Origin of the sequence: Edaphobacter dinghuensis (genome assembly GCF_014640335.1) — a bacterium.
GTDB lineage: Bacteria > Acidobacteriota > Terriglobia > Terriglobales > Acidobacteriaceae > Edaphobacter > Edaphobacter dinghuensis.
Genome location: NZ_BMGT01000002.1, coordinates 1,224,342 through 1,247,122, shown reverse-complemented (window position 1 = coordinate 1,247,122; position 22,781 = coordinate 1,224,342). Strand labels below are relative to the sequence as shown.

Annotated in this window: 17 protein-coding genes; 7 read left to right on the top strand and 10 right to left on the bottom strand. The window is 57.2% G+C overall.

The features are described 5' to 3' along the window. Positions 1-39: 39 nt before the first annotated feature. From IEW09_RS10850 to IEW09_RS10840, 3 genes are all read right to left on the bottom strand, one after another. Positions 40-2,124 carry a M13 family metallopeptidase gene (locus tag IEW09_RS10850; protein ID WP_188554142.1) on the bottom strand — a complete coding sequence of 695 codons (2,085 nt, stop codon included), beginning with the start codon at positions 2,122-2,124 and terminating at the stop codon, positions 40-42. 181 nt (positions 2,125-2,305) lie between these two features. Beyond that, complete coding sequence (locus IEW09_RS10845) at positions 2,306-3,391, bottom strand: MlaD family protein (RefSeq protein WP_188554141.1); 1,086 nt, start codon at positions 3,389-3,391, stop codon at positions 2,306-2,308. A 162-nt stretch (positions 3,392-3,553) separates the two neighbouring features. Beyond that, the gene (locus IEW09_RS10840; protein WP_188554140.1) at positions 3,554-3,931 is read right to left on the bottom strand and encodes a holo-ACP synthase; all 378 of its coding nucleotides are present in this window, start codon (positions 3,929-3,931) and stop codon (positions 3,554-3,556) included. Positions 3,932-4,142: 211 nt separating this feature from the next. Between IEW09_RS10840 and IEW09_RS10835 the strand changes: the two genes are divergently transcribed. Next, on the top strand, positions 4,143-4,508 hold the full coding sequence (locus tag IEW09_RS10835) for a hypothetical protein (protein WP_188554139.1): 366 nt from the start codon (positions 4,143-4,145) through the stop codon (positions 4,506-4,508). A 65-nt stretch (positions 4,509-4,573) separates the two neighbouring features. On the opposite strand, the gene IEW09_RS10830 is transcribed toward IEW09_RS10835, so the two are convergent. Next, complete coding sequence (locus tag IEW09_RS10830) at positions 4,574-5,170, bottom strand: hypothetical protein (protein ID WP_188554138.1); 597 nt, start codon at positions 5,168-5,170, stop codon at positions 4,574-4,576. 38 nt (positions 5,171-5,208) lie between these two features. On the opposite strand from IEW09_RS10830, the gene IEW09_RS10825 reads away from it, so the two are divergent. Both IEW09_RS10825 and IEW09_RS10820 read left to right on the top strand, forming a co-directional pair. Continuing rightward, positions 5,209-5,910, top strand: a complete 702-nt coding sequence (locus tag IEW09_RS10825; RefSeq protein ID WP_188554137.1) for an ABC transporter ATP-binding protein — start codon at positions 5,209-5,211, stop codon at positions 5,908-5,910. Between the two features lie 67 nt (positions 5,911-5,977). Beyond that, the gene (locus IEW09_RS10820) at positions 5,978-6,847 is read left to right on the top strand and encodes a magnesium transporter CorA family protein (protein ID WP_188554136.1); all 870 of its coding nucleotides are present in this window, start codon (positions 5,978-5,980) and stop codon (positions 6,845-6,847) included. Between the two features lie 96 nt (positions 6,848-6,943). On the opposite strand, the gene IEW09_RS10815 is transcribed toward IEW09_RS10820, so the two are convergent. The 3 genes from IEW09_RS10815 to IEW09_RS10805 all read right to left on the bottom strand — a co-directional run bounded on the left by IEW09_RS10815 (position 6,944) and on the right by IEW09_RS10805 (position 8,734). Next, complete coding sequence (locus IEW09_RS10815) at positions 6,944-7,573, bottom strand: carbonic anhydrase (protein ID WP_188554135.1); 630 nt, start codon at positions 7,571-7,573, stop codon at positions 6,944-6,946. A gap of 17 nt (positions 7,574-7,590) precedes the next feature. Then, the gene (locus IEW09_RS10810; RefSeq protein ID WP_188554134.1) at positions 7,591-8,160 is read right to left on the bottom strand and encodes a thioredoxin family protein; all 570 of its coding nucleotides are present in this window, start codon (positions 8,158-8,160) and stop codon (positions 7,591-7,593) included. Positions 8,161-8,404: 244 nt separating this feature from the next. Further along, positions 8,405-8,734: a hypothetical protein gene (locus tag IEW09_RS10805; protein ID WP_188554133.1), complete on the bottom strand. Its 330-nt coding sequence runs from the start codon at positions 8,732-8,734 to the stop codon at positions 8,405-8,407. Positions 8,735-8,761: 27 nt separating this feature from the next. On the opposite strand from IEW09_RS10805, the gene IEW09_RS10800 reads away from it, so the two are divergent. From IEW09_RS10800 to IEW09_RS10785, 4 genes are all read left to right on the top strand, one after another. Continuing rightward, on the top strand, positions 8,762-12,070 hold the full coding sequence (locus IEW09_RS10800) for a vitamin B12-dependent ribonucleotide reductase (RefSeq protein WP_188554132.1): 3,309 nt from the start codon (positions 8,762-8,764) through the stop codon (positions 12,068-12,070). Between the two features lie 400 nt (positions 12,071-12,470). After that, the gene (locus IEW09_RS10795; protein WP_188554131.1) at positions 12,471-13,790 is read left to right on the top strand and encodes a hypothetical protein; all 1,320 of its coding nucleotides are present in this window, start codon (positions 12,471-12,473) and stop codon (positions 13,788-13,790) included. A 126-nt stretch (positions 13,791-13,916) separates the two neighbouring features. Continuing rightward, complete coding sequence (locus tag IEW09_RS10790; RefSeq protein ID WP_188554130.1) at positions 13,917-14,381, top strand: REP-associated tyrosine transposase; 465 nt, start codon at positions 13,917-13,919, stop codon at positions 14,379-14,381. Positions 14,382-14,523: 142 nt separating this feature from the next. Then, the gene (locus IEW09_RS10785) at positions 14,524-14,937 is read left to right on the top strand and encodes an ester cyclase (protein WP_188554129.1); all 414 of its coding nucleotides are present in this window, start codon (positions 14,524-14,526) and stop codon (positions 14,935-14,937) included. Between the two features lie 171 nt (positions 14,938-15,108). Here the strand turns inward: IEW09_RS10785 and IEW09_RS10780 are convergent, their stop codons facing one another. The 3 genes from IEW09_RS10780 to IEW09_RS10770 all read right to left on the bottom strand — a co-directional run bounded on the left by IEW09_RS10780 (position 15,109) and on the right by IEW09_RS10770 (position 22,547). Beyond that, a complete protein-coding gene (locus tag IEW09_RS10780; RefSeq protein ID WP_188554128.1) occupies positions 15,109-17,760 on the bottom strand; it encodes a glycoside hydrolase family 3 C-terminal domain-containing protein in 2,652 nt (883 codons plus the stop codon). Between the two features lie 62 nt (positions 17,761-17,822). Then, the gene (locus IEW09_RS10775; RefSeq protein ID WP_188554127.1) at positions 17,823-19,082 is read right to left on the bottom strand and encodes an endo-1,4-beta-xylanase; all 1,260 of its coding nucleotides are present in this window, start codon (positions 19,080-19,082) and stop codon (positions 17,823-17,825) included. Between the two features lie 102 nt (positions 19,083-19,184). Next, positions 19,185-22,547, bottom strand: a complete 3,363-nt coding sequence (locus IEW09_RS10770; protein WP_188554126.1) for a TonB-dependent receptor — start codon at positions 22,545-22,547, stop codon at positions 19,185-19,187. Positions 22,548-22,781: the final 234 nt, after the last annotated feature.

The following is a 22,781-nucleotide window of genomic DNA, read 5'->3' as shown; positions in this document are numbered from 1 at the left end:
CCGGACCGAAGTCCGGGCCTGTGTCGGGGCTGATGGGATTTACCAGACGCGGCAGCTATTCACCGGCATCATCGGTTGGCCGACCTTGCAGCCAAACGCCTTGCCGAACTCGTCGAAGTTCTGCACACTTCCGTTGACGCGCCACTGGCCGCTCGAGTGCGGATCGGTCTTGGCGCGCAGACGAGCGGCCTGTTCGCGGGTGTTTTCGCACCAGACCTGTCCCCAGGAGATGAAGTAACGTTGCGCCGGAGTGTAGCCGTCGATCTTGTCATTCACCGACTTGCCGGTCGACTTGTTCTCTTCAGCCAGAGTGCTCATCAGAGCGGCGTAGGCGATGCGGAGACCGCCGTTGTCAGCGGTGTTCTCGCCCAGGGTCAGGCGTCCGTTCAGCTTCTGGCCAGGAGCGACCTCGAAGTTGTCGTACTCCTTCACCTCGCAATCGGTGCGCTCGTCGAACTTCTTCTTGTCCTCGGGCGTCCACCAGCTACGCACGTTGCCCTGTGCATCGTACTGGCTGCCCTGATCGTCAAAGCCATGCGTCATCTCGTGGCCGATGACGATGCCGATGCCTCCAAAGTTTACCGCCGGATCAATCTTGAAGTCGTAGAACGGCGGCTGCAGGATTCCGGCAGGGAAGTTGATGTCGTTCATCGCCGGGTTGTAATAGGCGTTGACCGTTGGTGGCGTCATGTCCCACTCCTTCTCGTCGACGGGCTTGCCGATCTTGTTCAGGTCGTGGCGATCGGCAAAGGCGCTGGCACGCTCGGCGTTGCCGACGGGATCGTCACGCTTGACGGTCAGTGATGAATAGTCGCGCCACTTGTCGGGATAGCCGATCTTCTGACGGAATGCCTCAAGTTTTTTCTGCGCCTGCGCCTTGGTGGCATCGCTCATCCAGTCAAGATGCTGGATGTCCTGTCCGAGCGATGCCTCAAGCGCATGGACCAACTTGTCCATATTGTCCTTGGCTGCTGGAGGAAAGTTTCTAGCTACCCAGTCCTGCCCAACGGCCTCGCCCATGGCGCGATCAGTGGCAGCGGTGCAGCGCTTCCAGCGCGGCGTGATCTCTTTCTGACCGGTCAGAGTTGCTCCGTAAAAGTTGAAGTTCTCTTCAACAAAAGGCGCGCTGAGGTTGGCCGCTAAGCGATGGACTGTATGCCAGCGCATGTAGCTCTTCAGGGCGTCGATGCTGGTGTTGTCGATCTGCTGCTGCATTGCCTTGAAGAAGCCGGGCGAGACGATGTTGGCGGTCTCAAGGCTGCCCTCTTTTTTAGCGTCGAGGTAGACCTTCCAGTTAAAGTCGGGAGTCATGGTCTGCAACTCGGCAATGGTCATGACGTGATAGACATTGGCAGGATTGCGACGTTCGACGCGGGCCATCGAGCCCTGCGCCAGCGCGGTCTCAACCGTCATCACGTTCTGCGCCTCGGTAGCGGCCTGGGCGGGAGTGTCGCCAAGCAGAACGAACATCTTCGTCACATGCGCGACGTATTGCTCGCGTAGAGTCTTGGAGCGCTCGTCCTGATTGAGATAGTAGTCACGATCGGGCAGGCCAAGACCACCCTGATCCAGCGCGCCAATCTGCCGGGTCGAGTCTTTCTGGTCCTGCTCGGAGCCGAAGTTGAAGAAGAAGCCAATCGCGTACTTGTCCTCCATCGTGCCCAGCAGCGTGGCCAGCGTTTTTTTGTCGTTCCAGTTGGCGATGGTCTTGAGCGCCGGTTCTATCGGCTTGGCGCCAAGCTGATTGGCGAGATCCACGTTCATGCAGGCTGCAAAGAAGTCGCCATACTTCTTTTGCAGCGGAGTCTTCGGAGCATCGGCTGCTGATTTCAGGTCCTGATAGAGGAGATAGTTGTTGCGCTCGGCCAGCTCGTTGAAGCGGCCCCACCGCGTCTGGTCGGCAGGAATGGGATTCTCCTTCTTCCAGTTGCCGCAAGCGTATTGATAGAAGTCGGTGCAGGGATCGGCGGTCTTGTCGATTCCCGACAGATCGAAGCTGATAGGCTTCTTCGGAACGGATGTGGGCGCCAGCCCTGTATCTGCTTTATTTGCCGGGGTCGAAGACTGGCCGAGACATAGGCCACTGCTTAACACCAGGAATGCAGCGAAAGATTTATAGGTCATGGGTCTCCTCAAAATGCCGAAGAAGCAATATTGGTAGATTCAGCATAAACCGCGCTTTCGGCAGCACAAAGCGCGGTGGATCAACAGTAGGGATACACCGATCCGAATTAACCGAACAGGCAAAGAAAAGTCCAGGCCGTAGCCTGGACCTCTGGATCTACTCTGGATCTACTAAAGGTGTCTAGAAGATCTTCAGATGAATGGTCAGATACTTCTTCGGGTTCGACCGGATCGTCGTTACCAGATCGGTGCTCGCGGTCAACAACTTGTTGAGGTTGGTGTAAGCCTGGTCGTCGGTCGTCAGCTTGCCGAGCGTTCCCTTGCCGTCGTTGATGCCGCTCACCAGAGTATTGACCTGCGCCAGCGTGTTGCTTAGGTCACGCCGGAACTTTGGATCTTTCAGCATCAGCCCAAGACCGCCCTTGCCCGCGTCCGCATCCGCCATGATCGAGTTGGCATGAACGAGCGTCGAGTTCAGGTTCTTATAAAGCGAGTCATCCTTTAGCAACATTCCCGCCGAGCCCTTACCGCTGTTGAGGTCGTTGGCAATATTTTCGAGCTTTCCGGCGGCATCGTTCAGCCGGTTATACATGGTGTCGTCGGTCATCAGCTTGCCGATGGAGCCGCGGCCGTTGTTCAGGTTCTTCTCGAGCGTCAGCAGCTCGTTCACCGTTTCATTGGCTTTGTTGTACAGCTCGGGATTATTGATCAACTGGCCGACAGAGCCTTTGCCCGACTGAAGGTTATCGACGATCACATTCATCTTCGCCAGAATTACGTTCAGGCTCTCGATGGTTCCCTGGCTGGCTTTGACGACATCGGTGAGGCTCGGGGTCTCCGACGTCTTCAACTCATCGCCGTCTTTCAACGGAGGACCGACGGCAAACTGGCTGTTGATATCGACAACCGTATCGCCCAGGACGCCCACCGTAGTCAGGGATGCTTTGGAATCCTTTTTAAGACTCGATGTAAACTTCTCATCGATCTTCAGGATGACCCTGACCGGAGTCAGCTTGCGATTAGGATCATTGACGACCGTAACGCTCTTTACCGTGCCGATGGTGACACCTTCGAGATTGACGGCGGCGCCTTCCTTCAGGCCGGCTGAGTTTTCAAAATAAACGGGGATTGTCAGCTTATGCGAAAAGACTCCTAAGCCCGAGGCGCTCGTCATCAGGAACAGCAGTGTCACTAATACGATCGACGCAACCAGTACAATCACGCCCACTTTCAACTGTGACCATCTGACCTCCTGCTGGCTGGGCATAACTCTCCTTCAAATCTCTTTCAACGAAATGCGACACAGGCAGCAGGGTACCCGGTAAGTGAGAGAATACATCAGCCGGTCTGCTGTTCGGCACATCTTCTTCCATTGCTCAATTGCGTAAAGTGCTTGCTTTCAATGGATGCACGAATTGTGTCAATGGTTTCAACTCTCTGCAATGACAACGGCCATGGCAACATTGCGGTTATGGGTGAGGCTCAAGTGTAACTGCTGCACTCCCATTGCCTGGGCGCGGTCTGCGGCGCGGCCGGTCAGGTGCAGCGTAGGCCGCTCGCCGGGACTGCGGCGCACCTCGATCTCCTGCCATCCGATGCCGCGTGCAATGCCGGTTCCAAGCGCTTTGGCTGCTGCCTCCTTGGCTGCAAACCGGGCGGCAAAGCTCTCGGTGGCGTGCTTCTTCTGCTGACAGTAGAAGATCTCGCCCGCGGTAAAGACCTTATGCATAAAGCGCTCTCCAAAACGGGTCAGGCTTTGCTGCACCCGATCGATCTCGATTAAATCTGTTCCAACTCCAAGCACCATCCCGATATCTCCTGTGGCCCGTCCAACCTCACGACTGGTTCTGCCTTCCAATCAAGGTAACTGTAGTAACTGTGCGCGTCCTTTTCGAGCCCGCTCGATACTCTCTGCCGTCACATGACTACGGTGCGGTGTAACCTATCACGCTTCCCGCGATCTATTCCGATGAACAGCCTAACGGCAGAAATTTCTCGCCCGGTGGCTACAGGATACGATGCAACTTCTTGATATACAGAGCTTCAGCTACGAAGAGCGGCAAGGCCTGCTCCCCCATTTGACGGCGGCGCTGGCTGACTGCGGAGGCTGGGTCCTTTGTCGCAAGACGCTCTCACCCAGCATGATCGAGATTCGACTCGAGATCCAGCTTCGCTCCATCGTCGATCTCTACGCCTCCATCGTATCGTCTGGTCTGGAACTGACCCGCGCTGGCCATCTCGCACTGACCGATCTTTGTACCTGTCGCAGAAATATCGCTACTTCCGCAGAGCTGGGACAGGTGGTCACCATTCGTCTCGAAATCAGCTTCCTTGAAGATGTGACGCTGCATTCACTGCTTATGATCGGTTCCACGCCAGCTTGAGGGGCTCATCTCGATCAATGGAGATAGCGACGATACTTATTTAAATAGATAAGGCTTATGAATCTTTATCGCCCCAGCCAGACCACTGTCCGTTTATGAAACAGGCTGTCGGAATCTCCGATGACGAGCACTCCCGGCTGGCGTTGGCCGTGGGTCAGGATGAGGACCAGCCCTGTGGCATCGCCTGCCACTTTGAACACCGGCTGGCTCTCCACAGAGTCTCCGGCTGCAACCCGCGCAGTCAGGCGCACGCCTGAGACTGCGGTCGACTCTTCCCATCGCCGTCCCTGCTTGTCGATCAGATAAGCCTGAATCAGCTTTTCACTCTGCATCTTCTGCTTGCCGTGGTTGGAGATGCGAACAGAGACGCGAATCAACCGGCTGCCATCCTGAATCAAGTAGCCCGGCAGCTCCTGCACGCCGGTCACTGCAAAGCACATCTCGTCGAAGCACTGGTCCTGCCCGATGGCCACGACCTTCTGTGGCTGGGTCAGCGAGGTTGTCACCAGAATAACCATGTAGACTGCCCAGACAGCGACGACCCACAGCGAGTGCCGCACCGCTTTGGCGCGCTCGTGCCGCAGCAGCGAGATCGTAACTCCGATCACGCCGATTGCTGTCCAGCCCACCAGCACAAGCAGCAGCAACTCTCGAAAATTCATGCCAACCCCTCACTCGCGATAAACTTCATAGTAACTACATGGCACCCATCATTCTCGCGCAGGACCTCAGCAAAACCTATCGCTCCGGAAAACTCGCCGTTACGGCACTTCGCAAAGTCAGCTTTGCCATCGATCCGGGCGAATTTGTAGCTATCGTAGGTCCCTCGGGCTCCGGTAAATCGACGCTCTTTTACATCCTCGGCGGCCTTACCCACGCGACCAGCGGCTCGGTCTGCATCGACGGCGTGGATTTCGCCACACTCGACGACGCCGAGCGCACCAAGATGCGCCGCGCCAAGATCGGCTTCGTCTTCCAGCGCTTCAACCTGCTGCCGACGCTGTCGGCCATGGGCAATATCGAGATCGCCCACGACATCGCCAATCTCGGCTCGCCGAAGAAAGAGATCGACAGGCCGCTTCTCGATCAGTTGACCCACATGCTCAGCATCGATGGCCGTCTCGATCATCGTCCCAACGAGCTCTCCGGCGGCGAGCAGCAGCGTGTGGCGATTGCGCGTGCACTGATTACCCGGCCTGCCATCGTGCTTGCCGACGAGCCTACCGGCAACCTCGATACTAAAAACTCCGACGCTGTGCTGGGGATGCTGCGCAAGTCGAGCCGCGATCTCAAGCAGACTGTCCTGATGATTACGCATAATCTCGAGGCCGCGCAGATCGCCGACCGCATCCTGCACATGCGCGACGGTGAGATCACGCAGATTGAGAAGGGCAGAGGCTAAGCCTTTTGTACTCTTTCAGCGCGGATAAAGTCTGTCATCCTAGCGTGTAGTCGAAGGTGTTTGACCGATGCCCTGGTACGAACTCGAATCCGCCGCCGATCATCGCCTGGACGAATTGGCCAAGCAATATAACCTGCATCCTCTGCACATTGAGGACTGCCGTAGCGAAAACGAGAGCGTCAAGGTCGACACCGCTCCCCACTACACCTTTGCTGTCTTCAAGCCTGTCCATCTCGAAGGCGACCCGGAGATGCCGACCTTCGCGACTATCGACCTGTTTGCGGGCAAAGACTTTCTCATCACCATCGCCGATCCCAAATGCTCCTCCACTGCCGAGGCGTTGTCCCGCGCGCGGCGTGACGGCTCCGACGACAACCCGGGCAGACTGCTCTATCTCATCCTCGACACCATCGTCGATCTGTACTTTCCTGCTATCGACCACTTCGACGATCGCATCGACGATCTCGAAGACATCGTCGTCGATTCGCCCTCGCCCGAGGTGCTGCAGAATATCTTCGCCATTAAGCGCGAGCTGATCGAGCTGCGCCGTGTGCTGGTCAATACTCGCGATGCTACGCTGCACCTTCAGCGCGATTCAGGCTCGATCATCGACGCCGAGCACCAGTCCTATGTGCGCGACATCTACGATCATCTGGCGCGCCTGCTCGATTCCGTCGAGACGCAGCGAGACCTGCTCAACAACACGCTCGACATCTACCTGTCGAGCGTCGCCAACCGCACCAACGAGGTGATGAAGGTACTCACCGTACTGGGCACCTTCGCGCTGCCCGTTCTCGCCATCTCGGGCATCTACGGCATGAACCTCAAGGGCTTGCCCTTTGAAGACTCCGCTCACGGAGCGTTTTATGTCGGCGGCATTACTGTATTGTGTACAACCGTGCTGCTGGTCGTATTGCGCAAGCTGAAGTGGTTCTAAGCTGCACATCACAAAAACACAAACAGCGGGATAACTGGCTTGCAGAAAGAGCAAAGGCCCCAGCGAACCGGGGCCTTTGGGAGATGTTGCCGTCGCTTAAACAACCGGTACGAATTCAATGCCGTCTTCGCAGATGCGTACCTCGCCTGTGCCGATCTCATACACCCATGCGGAGATGGTCAGCTCCTTGCGCGCAATGGCCGCGGCGACCGAAGGATGTGTTCGCAGATGCTGAATCTGCAGCAGAACATTCTGCTCGGTGACGCGCCGCATCAAGATGCCCGGTTCCTCATTTTTGGCTCCCAGCGCTTCTGCGATGCTCCTCGCCGCTGTTGCGTTCTTCAGCCAGTTTTCGACCGCGGGCATCGTCGTTACGCTGTCGGGGTTGAGCAGGCCCTTCATGGCCCCGCAATCGGCATGGCCGCAGACCACCACGTGCTTCACCTTCAACAGGCTGACCGCGTATTCGACGACCGCGCTGACGCCGCCCATCATCTCGCCATAGGCGGGAATCAGATTGCCGATGTTGCGCAGCACAAACATCTCGCCGGGCGTGGACTGCGTAATCATCTCAGGATCAATCCGCGAGTCGGCGCACGCTATGAAGAGCGTGTGCGGCTCCTGCGGCTGGGCCACGGCGCGGCGGAACATCTCCGCCTGTTCGGGGTATACCGTGGTTTGAAACCGGCGAATCCCCGCCTTCAATTGCTCAAGCACATCCTGCATCGGTTCTCCTCTTTAGGTTAAGCTTCACGCCATTTGATGTTGCAGCCGAGGCTGGTCCGCTGATTGGTGTCGGGACGCTTGCCGGCGATCACGTCGTTCAGTGCCTGGCGCAGATCCTTGCCCGTAACCGGAATATCGTTGCCGAAGTCTCCCCGGCGCGGACGGCTCTCGTCCAACTGTCCACGATAGACGAGCTTCATCTCCGCGTCGAAGAGGAAGAAGTCCGGGGTGCAAGCCGCGTCGTATGAGCGTGCTACCTCCTGCGACTCGTCGAAGAGGTAAGGGAAGCGGAAGCCCAACCGCTGCGCCTGTGCCTTCATCTCGTCCGGCCCGTCCTGCGGATAGGCGACCACATCGTTCGACGAGATGGCCACGATGCCGATCTTTCCTTCATAGTCGACCCCGATACGGGCCAGTTCTGCTTCAACATGCTTCACATAGGGGCAGTGCACGCAGATAAACATCACCAGGAGGCCGTTTTTGGCGGCATCGTCTCGCCCTACGGCCTTTCCTGTCACCACATCTTCCAGCTCAAATGCCGGGGCCACCGTTCCCAGCTCAACCATCGCCGACTGCGTTCTGGACATCGAAATCCTCCCAAACTCTCCTGTCTATCATATCTACCTCGATCTCCCTGCCGGTCTGTCCTTGCTCGCCGCCCCTTTAAAACGAGCGCCGAACCTGTTCGCAGCTTATTGGCCACACTACAGCGGACTCTGGACGGATATTTCTGCCCGGGTTTTCCCTCTTTTCCACGCCTGTCCACAGCCAATGCACCACTACTGCCCCTTGTCCTTCCGATCGCACGCGCATACCTTCAAAAAGTGCCTATTAACCATCTCGTAATATCCGCATCCGACGCGCTTCTGCGGCAACTTCCACAGCCAAATCCCTGATTTCTGCACCCTCTTTTTGTGAATGACCCGTAAACAGGGGTATTTGCACAGGTAACACAATAGGTAGTGTTTTATACTTGACACACCCTATAGGCGGCGGTACTTTTGCCACTGCGCCGCTCCAGAACATTCGGTTCGGGTTCCAGTTTTCGCTCTGCTTCGACGCCGCCGGAGCCAGTTGCCCCGGATTCATATTCAGTGCCGACAGGGCCTTATTTACCCGCTCGTGAGGAGTACGTGCCGCGAGCCAGAAGCTTAGTTTCATCATCAAATTAGAAGGAGCAATATCCCCATGGCCACTATCCCCACCCAGCCCGCCAAGACCTCCAAGAACACCGTCCCTGCTCCGTCTCAGGCGTCTGCCAAGTCAAACTCCAAGGCCCCGGGATTGTCCTTCAGCCGCCACTTCACCAAGCCCGGCCTCTCTCCTTTTGACGAGATCACATGGGAGTTTCGTGACGCCATCATTCAGGACTTCAAGGGCAAGATCATCTTCGAGCAGAAGAACGTCGAGGTTCCCGCCGACTGGTCGATGACTGCCACCAACATCGTGGCATCGAAGTACCTCCACGGCCTCAACGGCACCGACGAGCGTGAGTCCGGCGTCCGCGCCCTCATCACCCGCGTCGCCGAGTCTATCCGCGACTGGGGCATCCGCGACGGCTACTTCGCCACCGCCGAGGACGCCGACACCTTCTTCGCCGAGCTTGCCCATTTGCTGCTCAACCAGAAAGTGGCCTTCAACTCGCCCGTCTGGTTCAACGTAGGCTGCGACCGGCTGGAGCCGAACTCCGACGCGCAGAACTGGCACTGGAACCAAGCCACCGGCAAGGTAGAGTTCTCTGTCACCGGATACACCCGCCCGCAGTGCTCCGCCTGCTTCATCAACTCGGTGAATGACTCGCTCGATAGCATCCTCACGCTGGCCAAGACCGAGGGCATGCTCTTCAAGTGGGGCTCGGGCGCAGGCTCCAATCTCAGCAGCATCCGCGGCAGCATGGAGACGCTGTCGGGCGGCGGAACCGCGAGCGGCCCGCTTAGCTTCATGCGCGGCTTCGACGCCTTCGCCGGTGTCATCAAGTCCGGTGGCAAGACCCGCCGCGCCGCCAAGATGGTCATCCTCAACGTCGACCATCCCGACATCAACGACTTCATCCAGTGCAAGGTCTCTGAAGAGAAGAAGGCCTGGACGCTGGTGCAGGCTGGCTACGACGGCAGCGGCCCCGACTCCGAGGCGTACAGCAGCATCTTCTTCCAGAACGCCAACAACTCTGTCCGCGTCAACGACGAGTTCATGCAGGCAGTCGAAGCCGACGGCACCTTCAGCACCAAGACCGTCAAAGAGCGCAAGCCGGTCAAGGAGTACCGCGCCCGCGACATCATGCACTCCATCGCCGAAGCCACCTGGCAGTGCGGCGACCCCGGCATGCAGTACGACACGACCATCAACCGCTGGCACACCAGCAAGAACACCGCTCGCATCAACGCCAGCAATCCTTGCAGCGAGTACATGTTCCTCGACGACTCCGCCTGCAACCTCGCCAGCTTCAACCTGCTGAAGTTCCTCACCCCCGGCGGCCAGTTCGATATCCCCGCCTACCGCCACGCCATCGGCATCCTCACCACCGCGATGGAGATCATAGTCGACGCCGCTGGCTACCCCACCGAGCAGATCTCGAAGAACTCACACGACTATCGCCCGCTCGGCCTCGGATATGCCAACCTCGGCGCGCTGCTGATGGCCTTCGGCCTCCCCTACGACTCCGACGCCGGCCGCGACTTCGCCGCCGTGCTCACCGCGATCCTCTGCGGCGATGCCTACTGGCAGTCATCGCGTATCGCCGAGACCTGCCCCGCCCTCGGTGCAGCCACTCCGCTCACGCAGCAGGCAGAGATCGCCGGAGGAGCCTGCCCCGGCTTCTACGTCAACCGCGAGCCCTTCCTCGACGTCATCCGCATGCACCGCGCCGAGGTCAACAACATCGGCAAGTCGAAGAACTCCGCCGAGCCCTTCAGCGTCCCTCAGCTCGACCAGCTCATCGACGCCAGCCGCCACGCCTGGGACGGCGCGCTCGCTCACGGCGAAAAGCACGGCTACCGCAACTCGCAGGTCACCGTCCTCGCCCCCACCGGCACCATCGGCTTCATGATGGACTGCGACACCACCGGCATCGAGCCCGACCTCGCCCTCGTCAAATACAAGAAGCTCGTCGGCGGCGGCATGATCAAGATCGTCAACAACACCGTGCCCTCGGCGCTCATCAAGCTCGGCTACAACGAGGCCGAAGTGAACGCCATCGTCAGCTACATCGACGCTACCGGCACCATCGAAGGCGCTCCCGCCATCAAGCCCGAGCACCTCGCCTGCTTCGACTGCTCCTTCAAGCCATCGAAGGGCACGCGCAGCATCCATTACATGGGCCACATCAAGATGATGGCCGCCACCCAGCCCTTCCTCTCGGGAGCCATCTCGAAGACCGTCAACCTCCCGCAGGACGCGTCCGTCGATGACATCGCCGAAGCCTACCTCGAAGCCTGGCGTCAGGGCCTCAAGGCCGTAGCCATCTACCGCGACAACTCCAAGGGCTCGCAGCCGCTCAACGTCTCCGCCAGCGACGGCAAGGCACAGAAGCAAACAGCGATCGCCCCTGCCGCCGCAGGTACCGTCGAGATCGAAGAGGCCGTCGTCGCCGCCAAGGCCGCCGCGCAGGCACGCATCACTGCCCTCGAGACCCAGCTCAAGACCATCACCGAAGCCTCGCTGCAAAACTCCGACTCCATCGACGCGCAGTCGCCGCCGCGCGCCGTCCGTCATCGCCTGCCCGCCGAGCGCGCCTCGGTCACGCACAAGTTCGGCCTCTCCGGACACGAGGGCTACATCACCGTCGGCCTCTACCCCAACGGCCAGCCCGGCGAAATCTTCATCCGCATGGCCAAAGAGGGAAGCACCGTCTCCGGCCTGATGGACAGCTTCGCCACCGCCATCTCGCTCGCTCTCCAGCACGGCGTCCCGCTCAAGGTGCTCTGCGAGAAGTTCGCCCACACCCGCTTCGAGCCCAGCGGCTGGACCGGCAACCCCGAGATCGGCTACGCCAAGTCCATCATGGACTACCTCTTCCGCTGGATGCAGATCCGCTTCCTCTCGGGCCACCAGTTCGACCTCTTCGCCGGCCTCGCCCCGCACGCCGACGCCAGCGTCCCCGTCGAAGGAACCGTCAACAGCCCCGGCAACGTCATCCAGTCGCTCGCGGCTTCAAGTGACAGAGGTGTCATCCTGAGCGCAGGCGCAGCCGGAGTCGAAGGACCTGCGGTCGGCAGCGGCAGCGACGACTTCTACACCACCACGCCACCTCAGCAGGGAATCGCCCCCGACGCTTATTCAAACTCCGTCATCCAGAGCGGAGGCGCAGCCGGAGTCGAAGGTTCGGCGTCTGCCTTCCCCAACACAGAAGACCGCGGCATCTACCACGCAGCCGACGCCATGAAGTCGATGTACGACATGGGCGACGCACCCTCCTGCGCCACCTGCGGAGCCATCATGACCAGAAGCGGCTCCTGCTACCGCTGCATGAGCTGCGGCAGCACCAGCGGCTGCAGCTAAGGTTTTGATCGATGAGAGCGGGAGCCTGCTATTTTGTACGATTGCTCCTGCTCCACCCTTCAATATGGCCGAATCGGCGGAAAAGGAAGCAATGTACGACTCGCAAGTTCAGAGGCCAGTAAGATCCGTTTATACGAAGAGTTCCCTTCCTATCCGTGAGCGCGAAGTACTACGTGTTTCTGGGGTTCTTGCTGAGGACGACTTCCAACATGCTGCGTATGCGGCTCGTGCCCAAGTTCTTCGGTGGGCTGAGAACAGGGCTCCAAGTAGGTTCTCCAGCGAAGCGTGGGCTCAGCAATCCTTTGAGCATCTATCTAGCGGCCGGAGCCGAGTAGCTGTTCGTTTATCTGTCAACGGGGCCGACTATTGGTCAATACGCGTGGAGGACCCAGATAAGTCTGTGGCAGGTCGAATATGGACAACAGAAGTTACGATTTCAGTTGCTGAAAGTGGTCCTGCTGTTTTTACTACACGCCTTCTCGTTGGTTCTTCTGAACAAACCCTCGATATCGAACCTCACGTCCCGGGAGTAGTTCGTCAAGTTATCAGTTCCCCAGGCCTACACTCCGGCTCATTCAAGATCACTGATAAGGCACACACGATTCGATCAGAAAAAGGTGCGGCTCTTTTAACGGAGGCACTCGTAAGTGGGGCAAGAAAGCTACCAATTATTGTTCTGTCGGTGCCTTCGAGTACTGCTGATCCCGAACTCCCTTTACTAAATACGAAATTGTTGGCAGAAGCATGTGCTGGCTTAGCAATCGTCATCATCCTGCCAGCAAATTTTACTTGGGCTTTAACTGAGAGATTCGGTAAGCGTCTATCCGTATATGAGGGGGCTGTGAGAATTTATCTTCCGGGTTTTACGGAAGATGCAAATCCTTTTGGAGGACATGAACTAATTCTCCCCAATCAAATATCAAACCCCGATGCAGCAAGCAAAGCATTGACGCGATTACGTTGGATTGCAGCAAATGCGAGTGTGCGCAGACTTGTACTCGGAAAAGATATTGTTCCTTTTGCTTCGTTGCGCCTGAGGACTCTCGAGAAAAAACAATTAGAACTTAGAGAATCTGGTGCAACAGAGAGAGAACAACTGGATGCTACAAGAGAAGCACTGAAGACGCTAGAACTGCAAGTGCAAGAAGCGGAAAGATTTCAGCAACAATTCTCTGATCTTCATGATGCTGCTGAGGAGCGGGCTGAAATTGCGGAGACTCAGCTAAACGCAGCTGGATTTAGAATTCAGCAACTTTTGGAACAAATTAAAGATTTAGGGAGAGCACCCGATGCGAATATCGAGATCCCCACTAAGTGGGATTCCTTTGAAGATTGGTGCGATACAAATCTTGCAGGTCGCGTGACTTTAAGCCCGCAGGCGAGACGAGGAGTTAGAAATCCTGAATTTGAAGACACTGCTCTTGCTGCAAGGTGTCTTTTGTGGCTAGCAAACGAGTTTCGCTCAGAAAAATTACACGAGAGTGAAGGATCACTTCGCGATAGGACTATTGAGCAAGGAGTTATAAATGCGCATTGTGGTAGTGATTCGTTCGAGATAGATTGGCAAGGTAAATTATGCGATGTAAATTGGCATATCAAGAATGGCGGTAATACGCGCGATCCGGCAAGATGTCTCCGCATTTATTACTTTTGGGATGAGCAGTCGCAGCAGGCTGTTATAGGATCAATGCCTGCGCACAGACGAACAGACGCAAGTTGAGTTTGAATATAAATCCTCCCCAAAAACGCGAACCGCCTTGCTTAAGGGCACGGCTTCAGCCGTGCCACCACCCTCCCCGAGTCAAGGGGCTTTAGCCCCTGAGGTACGCGCAGTTACAATCGCCGAATGGCGATCCCCGCCCGCACATCCCGCCCCGGCACCTTCTTCGTCACCAGCGGAACCTACAACCGCCGACGCCTCTTTCAAGTCGAACGCAACGCCGAACTCCTCATCGAAACCCTCCAGCACTACCGCACCGAAGGACACTACAAACTCCACGCCTTCGTCGTCATGCCCGACCACATCCACCTTCTTCTCACTCCACAAGAGACTCTCGAACGAGCCGTCGGACTCATCAAGGGAGGCTTCTCCCATCGCCTCGCCTCCAAGCTCCCCGTCTGGCAACGAGGCTTCACCGACCACCGCATCCGCGACGCAGCAGACTACAGCATCCGCTACCGCTACATTCATCAAAATCCTGTCACCGCTCGCCTTTGCGAAATTCCCGAATCCTATATCTTTTCCTCCGCCCATCCGGCGCTGCAACTCGATCCGTACTTCGCTGACGAAGAATCGTACCTCAGGGGCTAAAGCCCCACGAATCCTGACGCACCTATGGCACGGCTAAAGCCGTGCCCTTAAGCAAGACAAGAAACAGACAACGCCGAAGGTCAAACAACGCCGATACCACCGGCTGCGCCGCGTGCTAATCTTTCCCGCATGAGGTGTCGCTATGTCAGATCAAAACAAGGCCCTCGCAAGACGCTGGTTTGAAGAAGTCTGGAATCAAGGCAGCGAAGCAACCATCGACGAACTCTTCCACCCGCAGGGCAAAGTCTACGGCTTTCCCGACCCGGATTCCGTCCTCGTCGGCCCGGAAGGCTTCAAAGCTGTCCACCGACAGTTCCTCAACGCCTTCACGAACCTCCACATCAACATCGACGAGCTCCTCGCCGAGGGAGACCGCGTCGCCATCCGCTGGACCTGCACCGCCCTCCACAACGGCGACGGTCTCGGCTTTCCCGCCACCGGCAAAAAGACCAGCCTCCTCGGCTCCTCCTTCATCACCTGTCACAACGGCCAACTGACCGAGGGCCGAAACTTCATGGACCTCACCAAAATGACCCTCGACCTCCAGAACAAGTAGTCGAGCTTGACAAACCCCGCTCTCCCAAACCCCCTTCGCGAGAAGGAATAGTCGATAACGGTCTGGACCAGGTCCAGACTAGGTTTGGACTTATGTCCTTTCTTTCGAAGACTTTGGATACTTTAGTCCGGGGGGAGGGGTACCCCGGTTTTTCAGCCAAAAAGTCCGAGTTTAGGGCTGCAAATCGAAGTGACCCTGAACTCGAAATCTCATCATCACACCGCTGGATTTTTCCGGCTGTCCGCCGCCAACATAAAGCTCGTATTCGCCCTGCTGCACGCTTCTCGTGCCGTCCTCGGCGACAAGACTCAACTCGCGCGGCGTCAACGTCATCTGCACCGTCTTGCTCTCTCCGCGGCAAAGCTGCACCTTCTGAAATCCAACCAACTCGCGCAGCGGCGCTCCTTCCGTATGTTTCGGAATCAGATAAGCTTCAACCGTCTCCGCGCCGTCGCGATCACCCTCATTCTTCACCTCGACCTGCACATTCAGCGGTTGTCCCGCTCGCACCGTCGAAGCCGAAAGCTTGCCCGCCGAATATCCAAAACGCGTGTAACTCAATCCATATCCAAAACCGTAAAGCGGTTCGCCGCTGAAGTGGCGATAAGTTCGACCGCTCATGCTGTAGTCATCAAACTGTGGAAGCTGCGCCGTGCTCGCATAGAACGTAATCGGCAATCGTCCCGATGGATTGTTCTCTCCAAAGAGCGTCTCCGCAATTGCCGTTCCGCCAGCTTCGCCTGGATACCAAGCTTCAAGAATGGCCGCCGCCTTCTTGGCCGAGTCGCCAAGCGCGATCGCACTTCCATTCATGAGCACGATGACAATCGGCTTGCCTGTGGCTGCGATTGCAGAGACCAGTTGCTGCTGCGCGTCCGGTAGCTCAATCGATGTGCGATCTCCTCCGCGAAACCCTGTCACAGCAATCGGCATCTCCTCGCCCTCGAGTTCAGGACTCAATCCCAGAAACAGCAAAACCGCATCCGATTGATCCGCCGCCGCGACCGCTTGTTGACGCAGCACATCTATCGGCGGCTTCCAGTTCAAAGTAAGTCCAGCTCCAAAGTGAGGCGCCTGATGTGTGTACTCAATGCGCAGCCGATGCGGATTTGTATCGGCAAACACCAGTTGGAAAGGCGTCGTCGGAGCACGCCTGCCATGCGTTGCCGCATGGCTGAAGTCGTAGACCTGCTTGCCGTCGAGCCATACCTTGATCGTCTCCGCATCCTCGCAAGTGCTGCAGTGCGCGAAGGCAAATCCCATGTCGAGCGTGCCGGGCGCAGGCGCGGTTATCATGCCCGTCCAGCGAACGGCAAACGCTTTGGCTGAGACGCCTGGCGCCGGTGAAGCGCCATTCCAGTCGAAGTCGATCCTGCGGTCGATGCGGGTCATTACTGGAGCACCCTTGAAATCTGTGCCCGAGAAATACTCCCCACGCAAACCGTGAGGCAACAAGGTTTCAGGTACAGGCAACGAAGCACCATCGACGTACGGCGATCCCTGCGCGTATCGCACGTGTCCAGGCATTTGCTTTTGCAATGCTTCGAGCGGAGTCACCGGATGAGAGGCCACGCCGTTATAGTTTCCTTCGAGCGCTGGCAGTGTGTCGGCATTTGGCCCGATCACAGCAATACTTTTCAAGCCAGAATGCAGTGGCAACGCCTCATGTTCATCTTTCAGGAGCACCATCGAAGCACGAGCAGCTTCGAGCGAGAGCTGTCCGTGTTGCGGAGAATCATTCTGCGAAAACGGAATCTGATTGAAGGGAACCGCCGCGACTGGATCAAACATGCCGAGTCGAAATCGTGCCGTAAACAGGCGGCGCACGGCGGCGTTAATGTCTGACTCTGCAATGAGGTGATGCTGCACAGCACCAACTAAGGCGGCATACTCCTTGCCGCAACTAAGGTCGGTACCTGCCTTTACGGAGACAGCAGCTGCGTGTTCCAGATCAGGAGCATACTTGTGGCCAATGCTGACGTCGGAGATCGCAGCGCAATCGGAGACGACAAAGCCAGAAAATCCCCAGTCGTGCTTCAGCTTCTGTTGCAACAGCATGGTGTTGGCACATGCGGGTGCGCCATCGACCGCGTTATAGGCGCACATCACGCTGTCCGCGTGTGCTTGAGTCACCAGCTCGCGAAACGCGGGAAGGTAGGTGTCTTCAAGGTCGTGAGGAGAGATCACGGCATCGAAGCTGTGTCGTTCCGACTCGGGTCCGCTATGCACGGCAAAGTGTTTTGCCGTGGCTACAGTCTTCAGATATTTAGGATTGTCGCCCTGAAGTCCGCGAACAAAGGCGCTACCGATCTGTCCGGTCAGAAACGGATCTTCGCCATACGTCTCCTGGCCACGTCCCCAGCGAGGATCACGATCGATGTTGATGTTAGGCGACCAGATGGTGAGGCCGTAAAAGATCGAGTGATTTCCCTCGCGCTGCGCTTCGTTGTACTTTGCACGTGCCTCGGTCGAGACGACGTCGCCGATTCGCTCGATCAAGCTTGTGTCCCAGGTTGCAGCCAGCCCGATTGCCTGCGGAAATACGGTTGCATAGCCGGAACGCGCCATGCCGTGCAGACCTTCATTCCACCAGTCGTACGAAGGTACATGCAGGCGAGGAATGGCCGGTGCTTCGTTCTGCATCTGTGAGACTTTTTCTTCGAGCGTCATTCGCCCAACCAGATCATCGACACGCTGTTGCAGAGGAGCGTTTGGATCAAGATAGAGAGGAGTCTTGTCCTGGCTGTGCGAAGACGGTGTAGCAGCAAACAGGCAAGCAGGAGAGACGACTAATAATAGAAAGACGGCGACGACGAAGGCCATGCAGAAGAGTTCCTTGTAGGTAGAGAGCCCGCATGCGGCGGGCCCGGTTAAAGATGAGTCTGCTAAACGTTGCCGTCTGTTTGTTTCTTCACGCTCCGCCTATCGAAGCTGCTACGCATGGCAAAAAACGCTGGCGTTGGCCGATACTCCGGATCGAAGGGAAGAGAACGCTGGGGCCGATTCGGCTGCTTGCGATGGTGTGTCGGGCCGTCGTTCAGCCACGTTCTACGATCGCTGATGCCCCACGTCAACACCAGCTTTACCGCGGCATTGTTCAGTGCGACGCCGAGAAAATCTTTATAAGTCTGCGCGACTAAGCGGTCCCGTTCCGCGACTTCATTCGACGCAATATCGTCCTCATTGACATCAAGCTCGGTCAGATAGACTTCGAGCTTCATTGCGCGGATGGCCTCAATGTAATCTGCCAATCCCTTGCCGATTGTTGAAGGCGAAGCTGCCTTAATATGCGACTGAATCCCAACCGCATCGAGCGGAACTCTGCGCGACTGCATCCCACGCAATAGTTCGAGGATCGCGCGCCGACGTTCTTCGTCCTCTACGTTGTCGTACTCGACGCCGTAGTCGTTATAGGTTAGCTTCGCTTTTGGGTCTGCTTCGCGCGCCGTGTTATACGCAAGGTCGATGTAGTCTGCGCCGACACGCTCGTACCAGAAAGACTTTCTCAGCCCACCGGGGATTGCATCCTTCGGCAGGATGGCTTCATTCACGACATCCCACGAGTGAACTCGTACTCGATATCGTCCCATCACGGTATTAATGTGTCCGACGAGCAGGCCGCGCACATCCAGAGTTGCCGGTGCAGCGATGAGCCAATCGGGAACGCTATTGTGCCAGACCAGCGTGTGTCCGCGAACCAGCATTTGATGCTTCTCTGCAAAGGCGAAGAGTGCATCGGCCTGCGAGAAGTCGAACGCGTACTGCGTGGGACGAAGTGCACACCACTTCAACTCGCTCTCAGGCACAAGGATGCCGCACTGATCAACAATCAACTCTGCCAGCGCTGGATCATTCTCGAGCAGGTGAACAACAACTGCGGCTCCCGAAATGAGTTGATGCTGCGCCGCGTGAGCTTTCAACGATTCTACGCCTGCAACCGCTTTCGCCTCCTTCGGAAGCATCGCCGGTATCAGCCCAAAGTCTGGTGGCGGAAAGGTCTGCTGCCGCGGCGCACTATTTAGCGTCATATCGTCAGGATGCTGCGCAACCTGCGCGAGTAATGTGCTGTTGATTGTCGTTCGAGCAAGTGCGAGTGAAGCTGCGGTCTTTAATCCTCCAGCCAACATCTCTCTTCGTGTTGCCATTATTGATCCTCTATGCCATCGCCAGCGAAGTCGAAGAAAGTGAAGGCATGTGGTGCAAAGAGATCTTCTTTACACCACATGCCGATGCTTGTGCTCAAGCGATTAGAACGATAGCTTCAGCGACATCTGAGCGATGCGCGGATCGCTGGCCGATGTGACGCGGCCAAAGGCTCCGTTGGTCACCGAGGCATTCGGGTCGCCGAAGTTGGTATGGTTCAGCACGTTGAAGTACTCCGCGCGGAACTGTAACTGTGTGGCCTCGTGCACGGGGAAGTAGCGCACAACGCTGACGTCCCAATCGGTGTACTGCGGTCCGACGAAGCTACCCTTCACGATGTTTCCGTATGACAATGGCAGGTTTACCTTATAGCTCGGATTGGTCGAGAAGTTAGCAGTATTCAGATATGACTTGCATGCAGTGCTGACTCCTCCGCAGGCGTTTCCGCCATAAGGATTCTGACCGTTCCACACGCCGCGCTCGCGATTCAGGTTGGTTCCGCTGTTGCCTGCGCCGGTGATCGTGAGTGGATCGCCGCTGCGGAAGGCGAGGATGCCATTGGTCTGCCAGCCGTTGGCAGCGTATCGAACTACGGGATTACCTTTGCTGAGTTTTGGCAAGATCCAAACGTACGAGAGAGATACCACGTTGCGATGGTCGTAGTCCGAAGGGCCATAGTCCAGACGCTTGAAGTTAGGCTCGTAGACCGGAAGCGAGTATCCCGATCCTGGCACGACCGCGGTGGCCGATGCGCCGAACGGGAAGTTATCAATTGCCTTCGACCATGTGTAGTTCAGAAAGAGTGTCAGTCCTGTGCTCACTCGGTTTTGCAAGGAGGCCTGCATCGAGTGATAAATTGCGTTTCCGCCCGTATCCACCAGCGCGATGGGCTGCGTGTAGTTCTGCAACAGGTTGGGCGAATAGTAGACGCGCTTGCCTACGTTCGGCCCCTGGTTATAAGTCGGATTGATGTCCGACGGCACGTACTGGTGATTGCTGCGCGATCCGACATAGGCGATGCGACTGGAGAGCTTGTCAGTCAGTTGTTGCTCAACCGCGAGGTTCCAGGAATAGGTCACGGGCAGACGGAACGTCGTTGGATCGAACGTGCTGTAGCTGGACGACTGATAGTTCGCCGTTGTGAAGAAGCTTGCGGGCGGAGGTTGCGGCGCAGGGAACGGATTGCCGCCCGCTACGCTCGCGTAGGGGTCTGAGAAATTGGCCAGTGCCGTCGGCAGAAACTGCACGTTGACGGAGGCGACAAACGGAACGGAGTTGGCAAAGATGTTATCGAAGACTCCCGGCAGGCGCGTGTCATAAAACTGCCCGGCACCGCCGCGAATGCTGGTCTTTCCATCGCCGAAGACATCCAGCGCGAATCCAACACGAGGCATGAAGTGAGAGTAGATGGGGTGGACCATGTTCTCGACGAATCCTGCATCGCCGGGAAAGAGCAGACCGGCAAGCGCATTGGGATGCGTCGTCGAAACAGTACCGGCAGCGCGCGCGGCTGGGCTAAACATTCCCTCGCGCTCATGGCTCTCGTGCTGCGGGGCGAAAGGCTCATAGCGAATTCCATAGTTCAATGTGAGCCGCCGGTTCACCTTCCAACTATCCTGTGCGTAGTAACCGGTCACATGATAGCGGTTGTTGAAGTATTGTCCCGAGGCTTGCTGAAAGTTCGTCAGACCTCCCAGCAGATAGTCGGCCAAAGGATTTGAGATGGAGGCGTTGCTGTTGAACTGGAAGATGCCGGGCTGTTGATACTGATTGTCGACATCGACCTTGGCTAACTCGCCGTGAAATCCGAAGCTCAGTGTGTGATTTCCCAATACCCAGTGGAGATCGTCGGCCAGTGTGTAGTTGTTGCGGCGGAAGCTCGCCGCCGGGTTGTCGCCAATCGTAAAGAAGTTGGTCACCTGGATCTGATTAATCTGTTTGAAGGCGGGCTGCCAGACATTCACGCCCAGGTCATTCACATTTGGTGCTCCCGCCAGCGGTCCGCGCGAAGCGTCTTCGATCTGGTAACTCAGGCTGAAGTTGTTCAACAGGTGATCGTTGAAGGTGTGCGTCTCTGAGATCAGCGCATTGTGATAGCGAATCGCAGCCTGATCGGAGTAGCTCAGAAGGTCTGTCGTATCGAGCACACCGGCATTGTCGAAGCTGTCGTAGAAGTAGCGCAGGGTGAGATGGTCATTGGCTCCCAGCGCCTGATCGACGCGGCCCGTGTATTCGATGTAATTCTGTATGCTCGGACGGAAAAACTGGTACGTTCCATCGGTTCCGTTGATCGTCGGCAGATACTTCAGCAGAGCCAGTGACGACTGGTTGTAGTCGTTCGGATTGACCTGGCAGGTAAATGTGTTGCCTGTCGGAGTGCATGGGTAGGGAAGCAGCGTCTTGGGATTCAGGATCGGGCTCGACACCCCGGCAAAGGTTCCCGCAAGCTGGGCTGGAGTCGGAAGAAATGCCGTTCCGCCTACGCCATTGGTGCGGAGCCGCGTCGATTGCACGCCAAAGAAGAAGAAGGTCTTGTCCGCACCGTTGTAGAGGTGTGGAATGACGACCGGGCCCCCGATGGTGCCTCCAAACTGATTGCGTTTGAGTGGATCGACCGTCTTCTTGGTACCGACGTAGCTGAAGTAGTTTGCTGCGTTGAAGACCCGGTTTCGCAGGTATTCAAAGGCATCGCCGTGAAATTTATTCGAGCCGCTGCGGGTGATGATGTTTACCACGCCACCGGCGTTCTGGCCATACTCGGCGTTGTAGTTGCTGGTCTGCACGCTGAACTCCTGCAGCGCATCGGGCATAGGGAAGGGAGCGTTGACGTTGGTGTACTCGTCGACGTTATTACCGCCATCCAGCATGTAGTTCACCTGGTTGGCACGGGTTCCATTGATGGTCACCGCAGCCACTACCGGAAAGGTCTTGGTCTGACCCTGGTCGATGTTGGCCGACGGTGCAACGACGACACCCGGAACCAGCGTCGTCAGCGCGGCGGCATTACGGCCATTCAGGGGAAGGTCGTTCACCCGCTTTTCGTCGATGACCTGGGATAGCGTGCCGGTGGTGGTGTCTACCTGTGGCGGAGCGGAATCGACGTTAATGACCTGAGTATTGCTGCCCACCGTCATCGTCGCATTGACCGTCACCGATTGGTCGGCCTGAAGGACAACACTTTTCTGCAGAAACCCGGCAAAGCCGGCCGAAGTAACACCGATGCTGTACTCGGCTGGTGCCAGCGACGGAAAGACATAATCGCCTGTACCGTTGGAGGTTACCGTGGTCTTGTCTCCCGTGCTGAGCCGCGTGGCTACTACTGTGGCATTCGGAATCGCCGCACCCGAAGAGTCCGTTACCGTTCCCGAGATGCGAGCGAGTCCCTGTCCGAAGAGGGAGTGAGGCGTCACAAGGCTGAGAACGCAAAAGACGGTGAACCACTGGATTGTGCGTAAAAGATGTTTCATCAAAGGTCTCCTCAAAATTGCCTCGGTAGGGAGAGATCTTCAGGCGCAGGTCAGGAATCAGCTTCGGCAGGCTTCAATCTGCCCGGCAAAATGACCTATCGCGCCAATCTCTCCCGATTTAGCTCTCCGTTATCTCCGCTTTCATCGCTCGAAAAGGAGGGTGGCTAATTCGAAGCCGATTTCTATCGAGCGCAAGCGACATAAAGATAGACAGATACGGTTCCTGACTGTCAG

What these genes read in the sequence shown, in the direction of transcription:
- IEW09_RS10850 (WP_188554142.1), bottom strand. Translation starts at nt 2,124, where the DNA reads ATGACCTATAAATCTTTCGCTGCATTCCTGGTGTTAAGCAGTGGCCTA.
- IEW09_RS10845 (WP_188554141.1), bottom strand. Translation starts at nt 3,391, where the DNA reads ATGCCCAGCCAGCAGGAGGTCAGATGGTCACAGTTGAAAGTGGGCGTG.
- IEW09_RS10840 (WP_188554140.1), bottom strand. Translation starts at nt 3,931, where the DNA reads ATGGTGCTTGGAGTTGGAACAGATTTAATCGAGATCGATCGGGTGCAG.
- IEW09_RS10835 (WP_188554139.1), top strand. Translation starts at nt 4,143, where the DNA reads ATGCAACTTCTTGATATACAGAGCTTCAGCTACGAAGAGCGGCAAGGC.
- IEW09_RS10830 (WP_188554138.1), bottom strand. Translation starts at nt 5,170, where the DNA reads ATGAATTTTCGAGAGTTGCTGCTGCTTGTGCTGGTGGGCTGGACAGCA.
- IEW09_RS10825 (WP_188554137.1), top strand. Translation starts at nt 5,209, where the DNA reads ATGGCACCCATCATTCTCGCGCAGGACCTCAGCAAAACCTATCGCTCC.
- IEW09_RS10820 (WP_188554136.1), top strand. Translation starts at nt 5,978, where the DNA reads ATGCCCTGGTACGAACTCGAATCCGCCGCCGATCATCGCCTGGACGAA.
- IEW09_RS10815 (WP_188554135.1), bottom strand. Translation starts at nt 7,573, where the DNA reads ATGCAGGATGTGCTTGAGCAATTGAAGGCGGGGATTCGCCGGTTTCAA.
- IEW09_RS10810 (WP_188554134.1), bottom strand. Translation starts at nt 8,160, where the DNA reads ATGTCCAGAACGCAGTCGGCGATGGTTGAGCTGGGAACGGTGGCCCCG.
- IEW09_RS10805 (WP_188554133.1), bottom strand. Translation starts at nt 8,734, where the DNA reads ATGAAACTAAGCTTCTGGCTCGCGGCACGTACTCCTCACGAGCGGGTA.
- IEW09_RS10800 (WP_188554132.1), top strand. Translation starts at nt 8,762, where the DNA reads ATGGCCACTATCCCCACCCAGCCCGCCAAGACCTCCAAGAACACCGTC.
- IEW09_RS10790 (WP_188554130.1), top strand. Translation starts at nt 13,917, where the DNA reads ATGGCGATCCCCGCCCGCACATCCCGCCCCGGCACCTTCTTCGTCACC.
- IEW09_RS10785 (WP_188554129.1), top strand. Translation starts at nt 14,524, where the DNA reads ATGTCAGATCAAAACAAGGCCCTCGCAAGACGCTGGTTTGAAGAAGTC.
- IEW09_RS10780 (WP_188554128.1), bottom strand. Translation starts at nt 17,760, where the DNA reads ATGGCCTTCGTCGTCGCCGTCTTTCTATTATTAGTCGTCTCTCCTGCT.
- IEW09_RS10775 (WP_188554127.1), bottom strand. Translation starts at nt 19,082, where the DNA reads ATGGCAACACGAAGAGAGATGTTGGCTGGAGGATTAAAGACCGCAGCT.
- IEW09_RS10770 (WP_188554126.1), bottom strand. Translation starts at nt 22,547, where the DNA reads ATGAAACATCTTTTACGCACAATCCAGTGGTTCACCGTCTTTTGCGTT.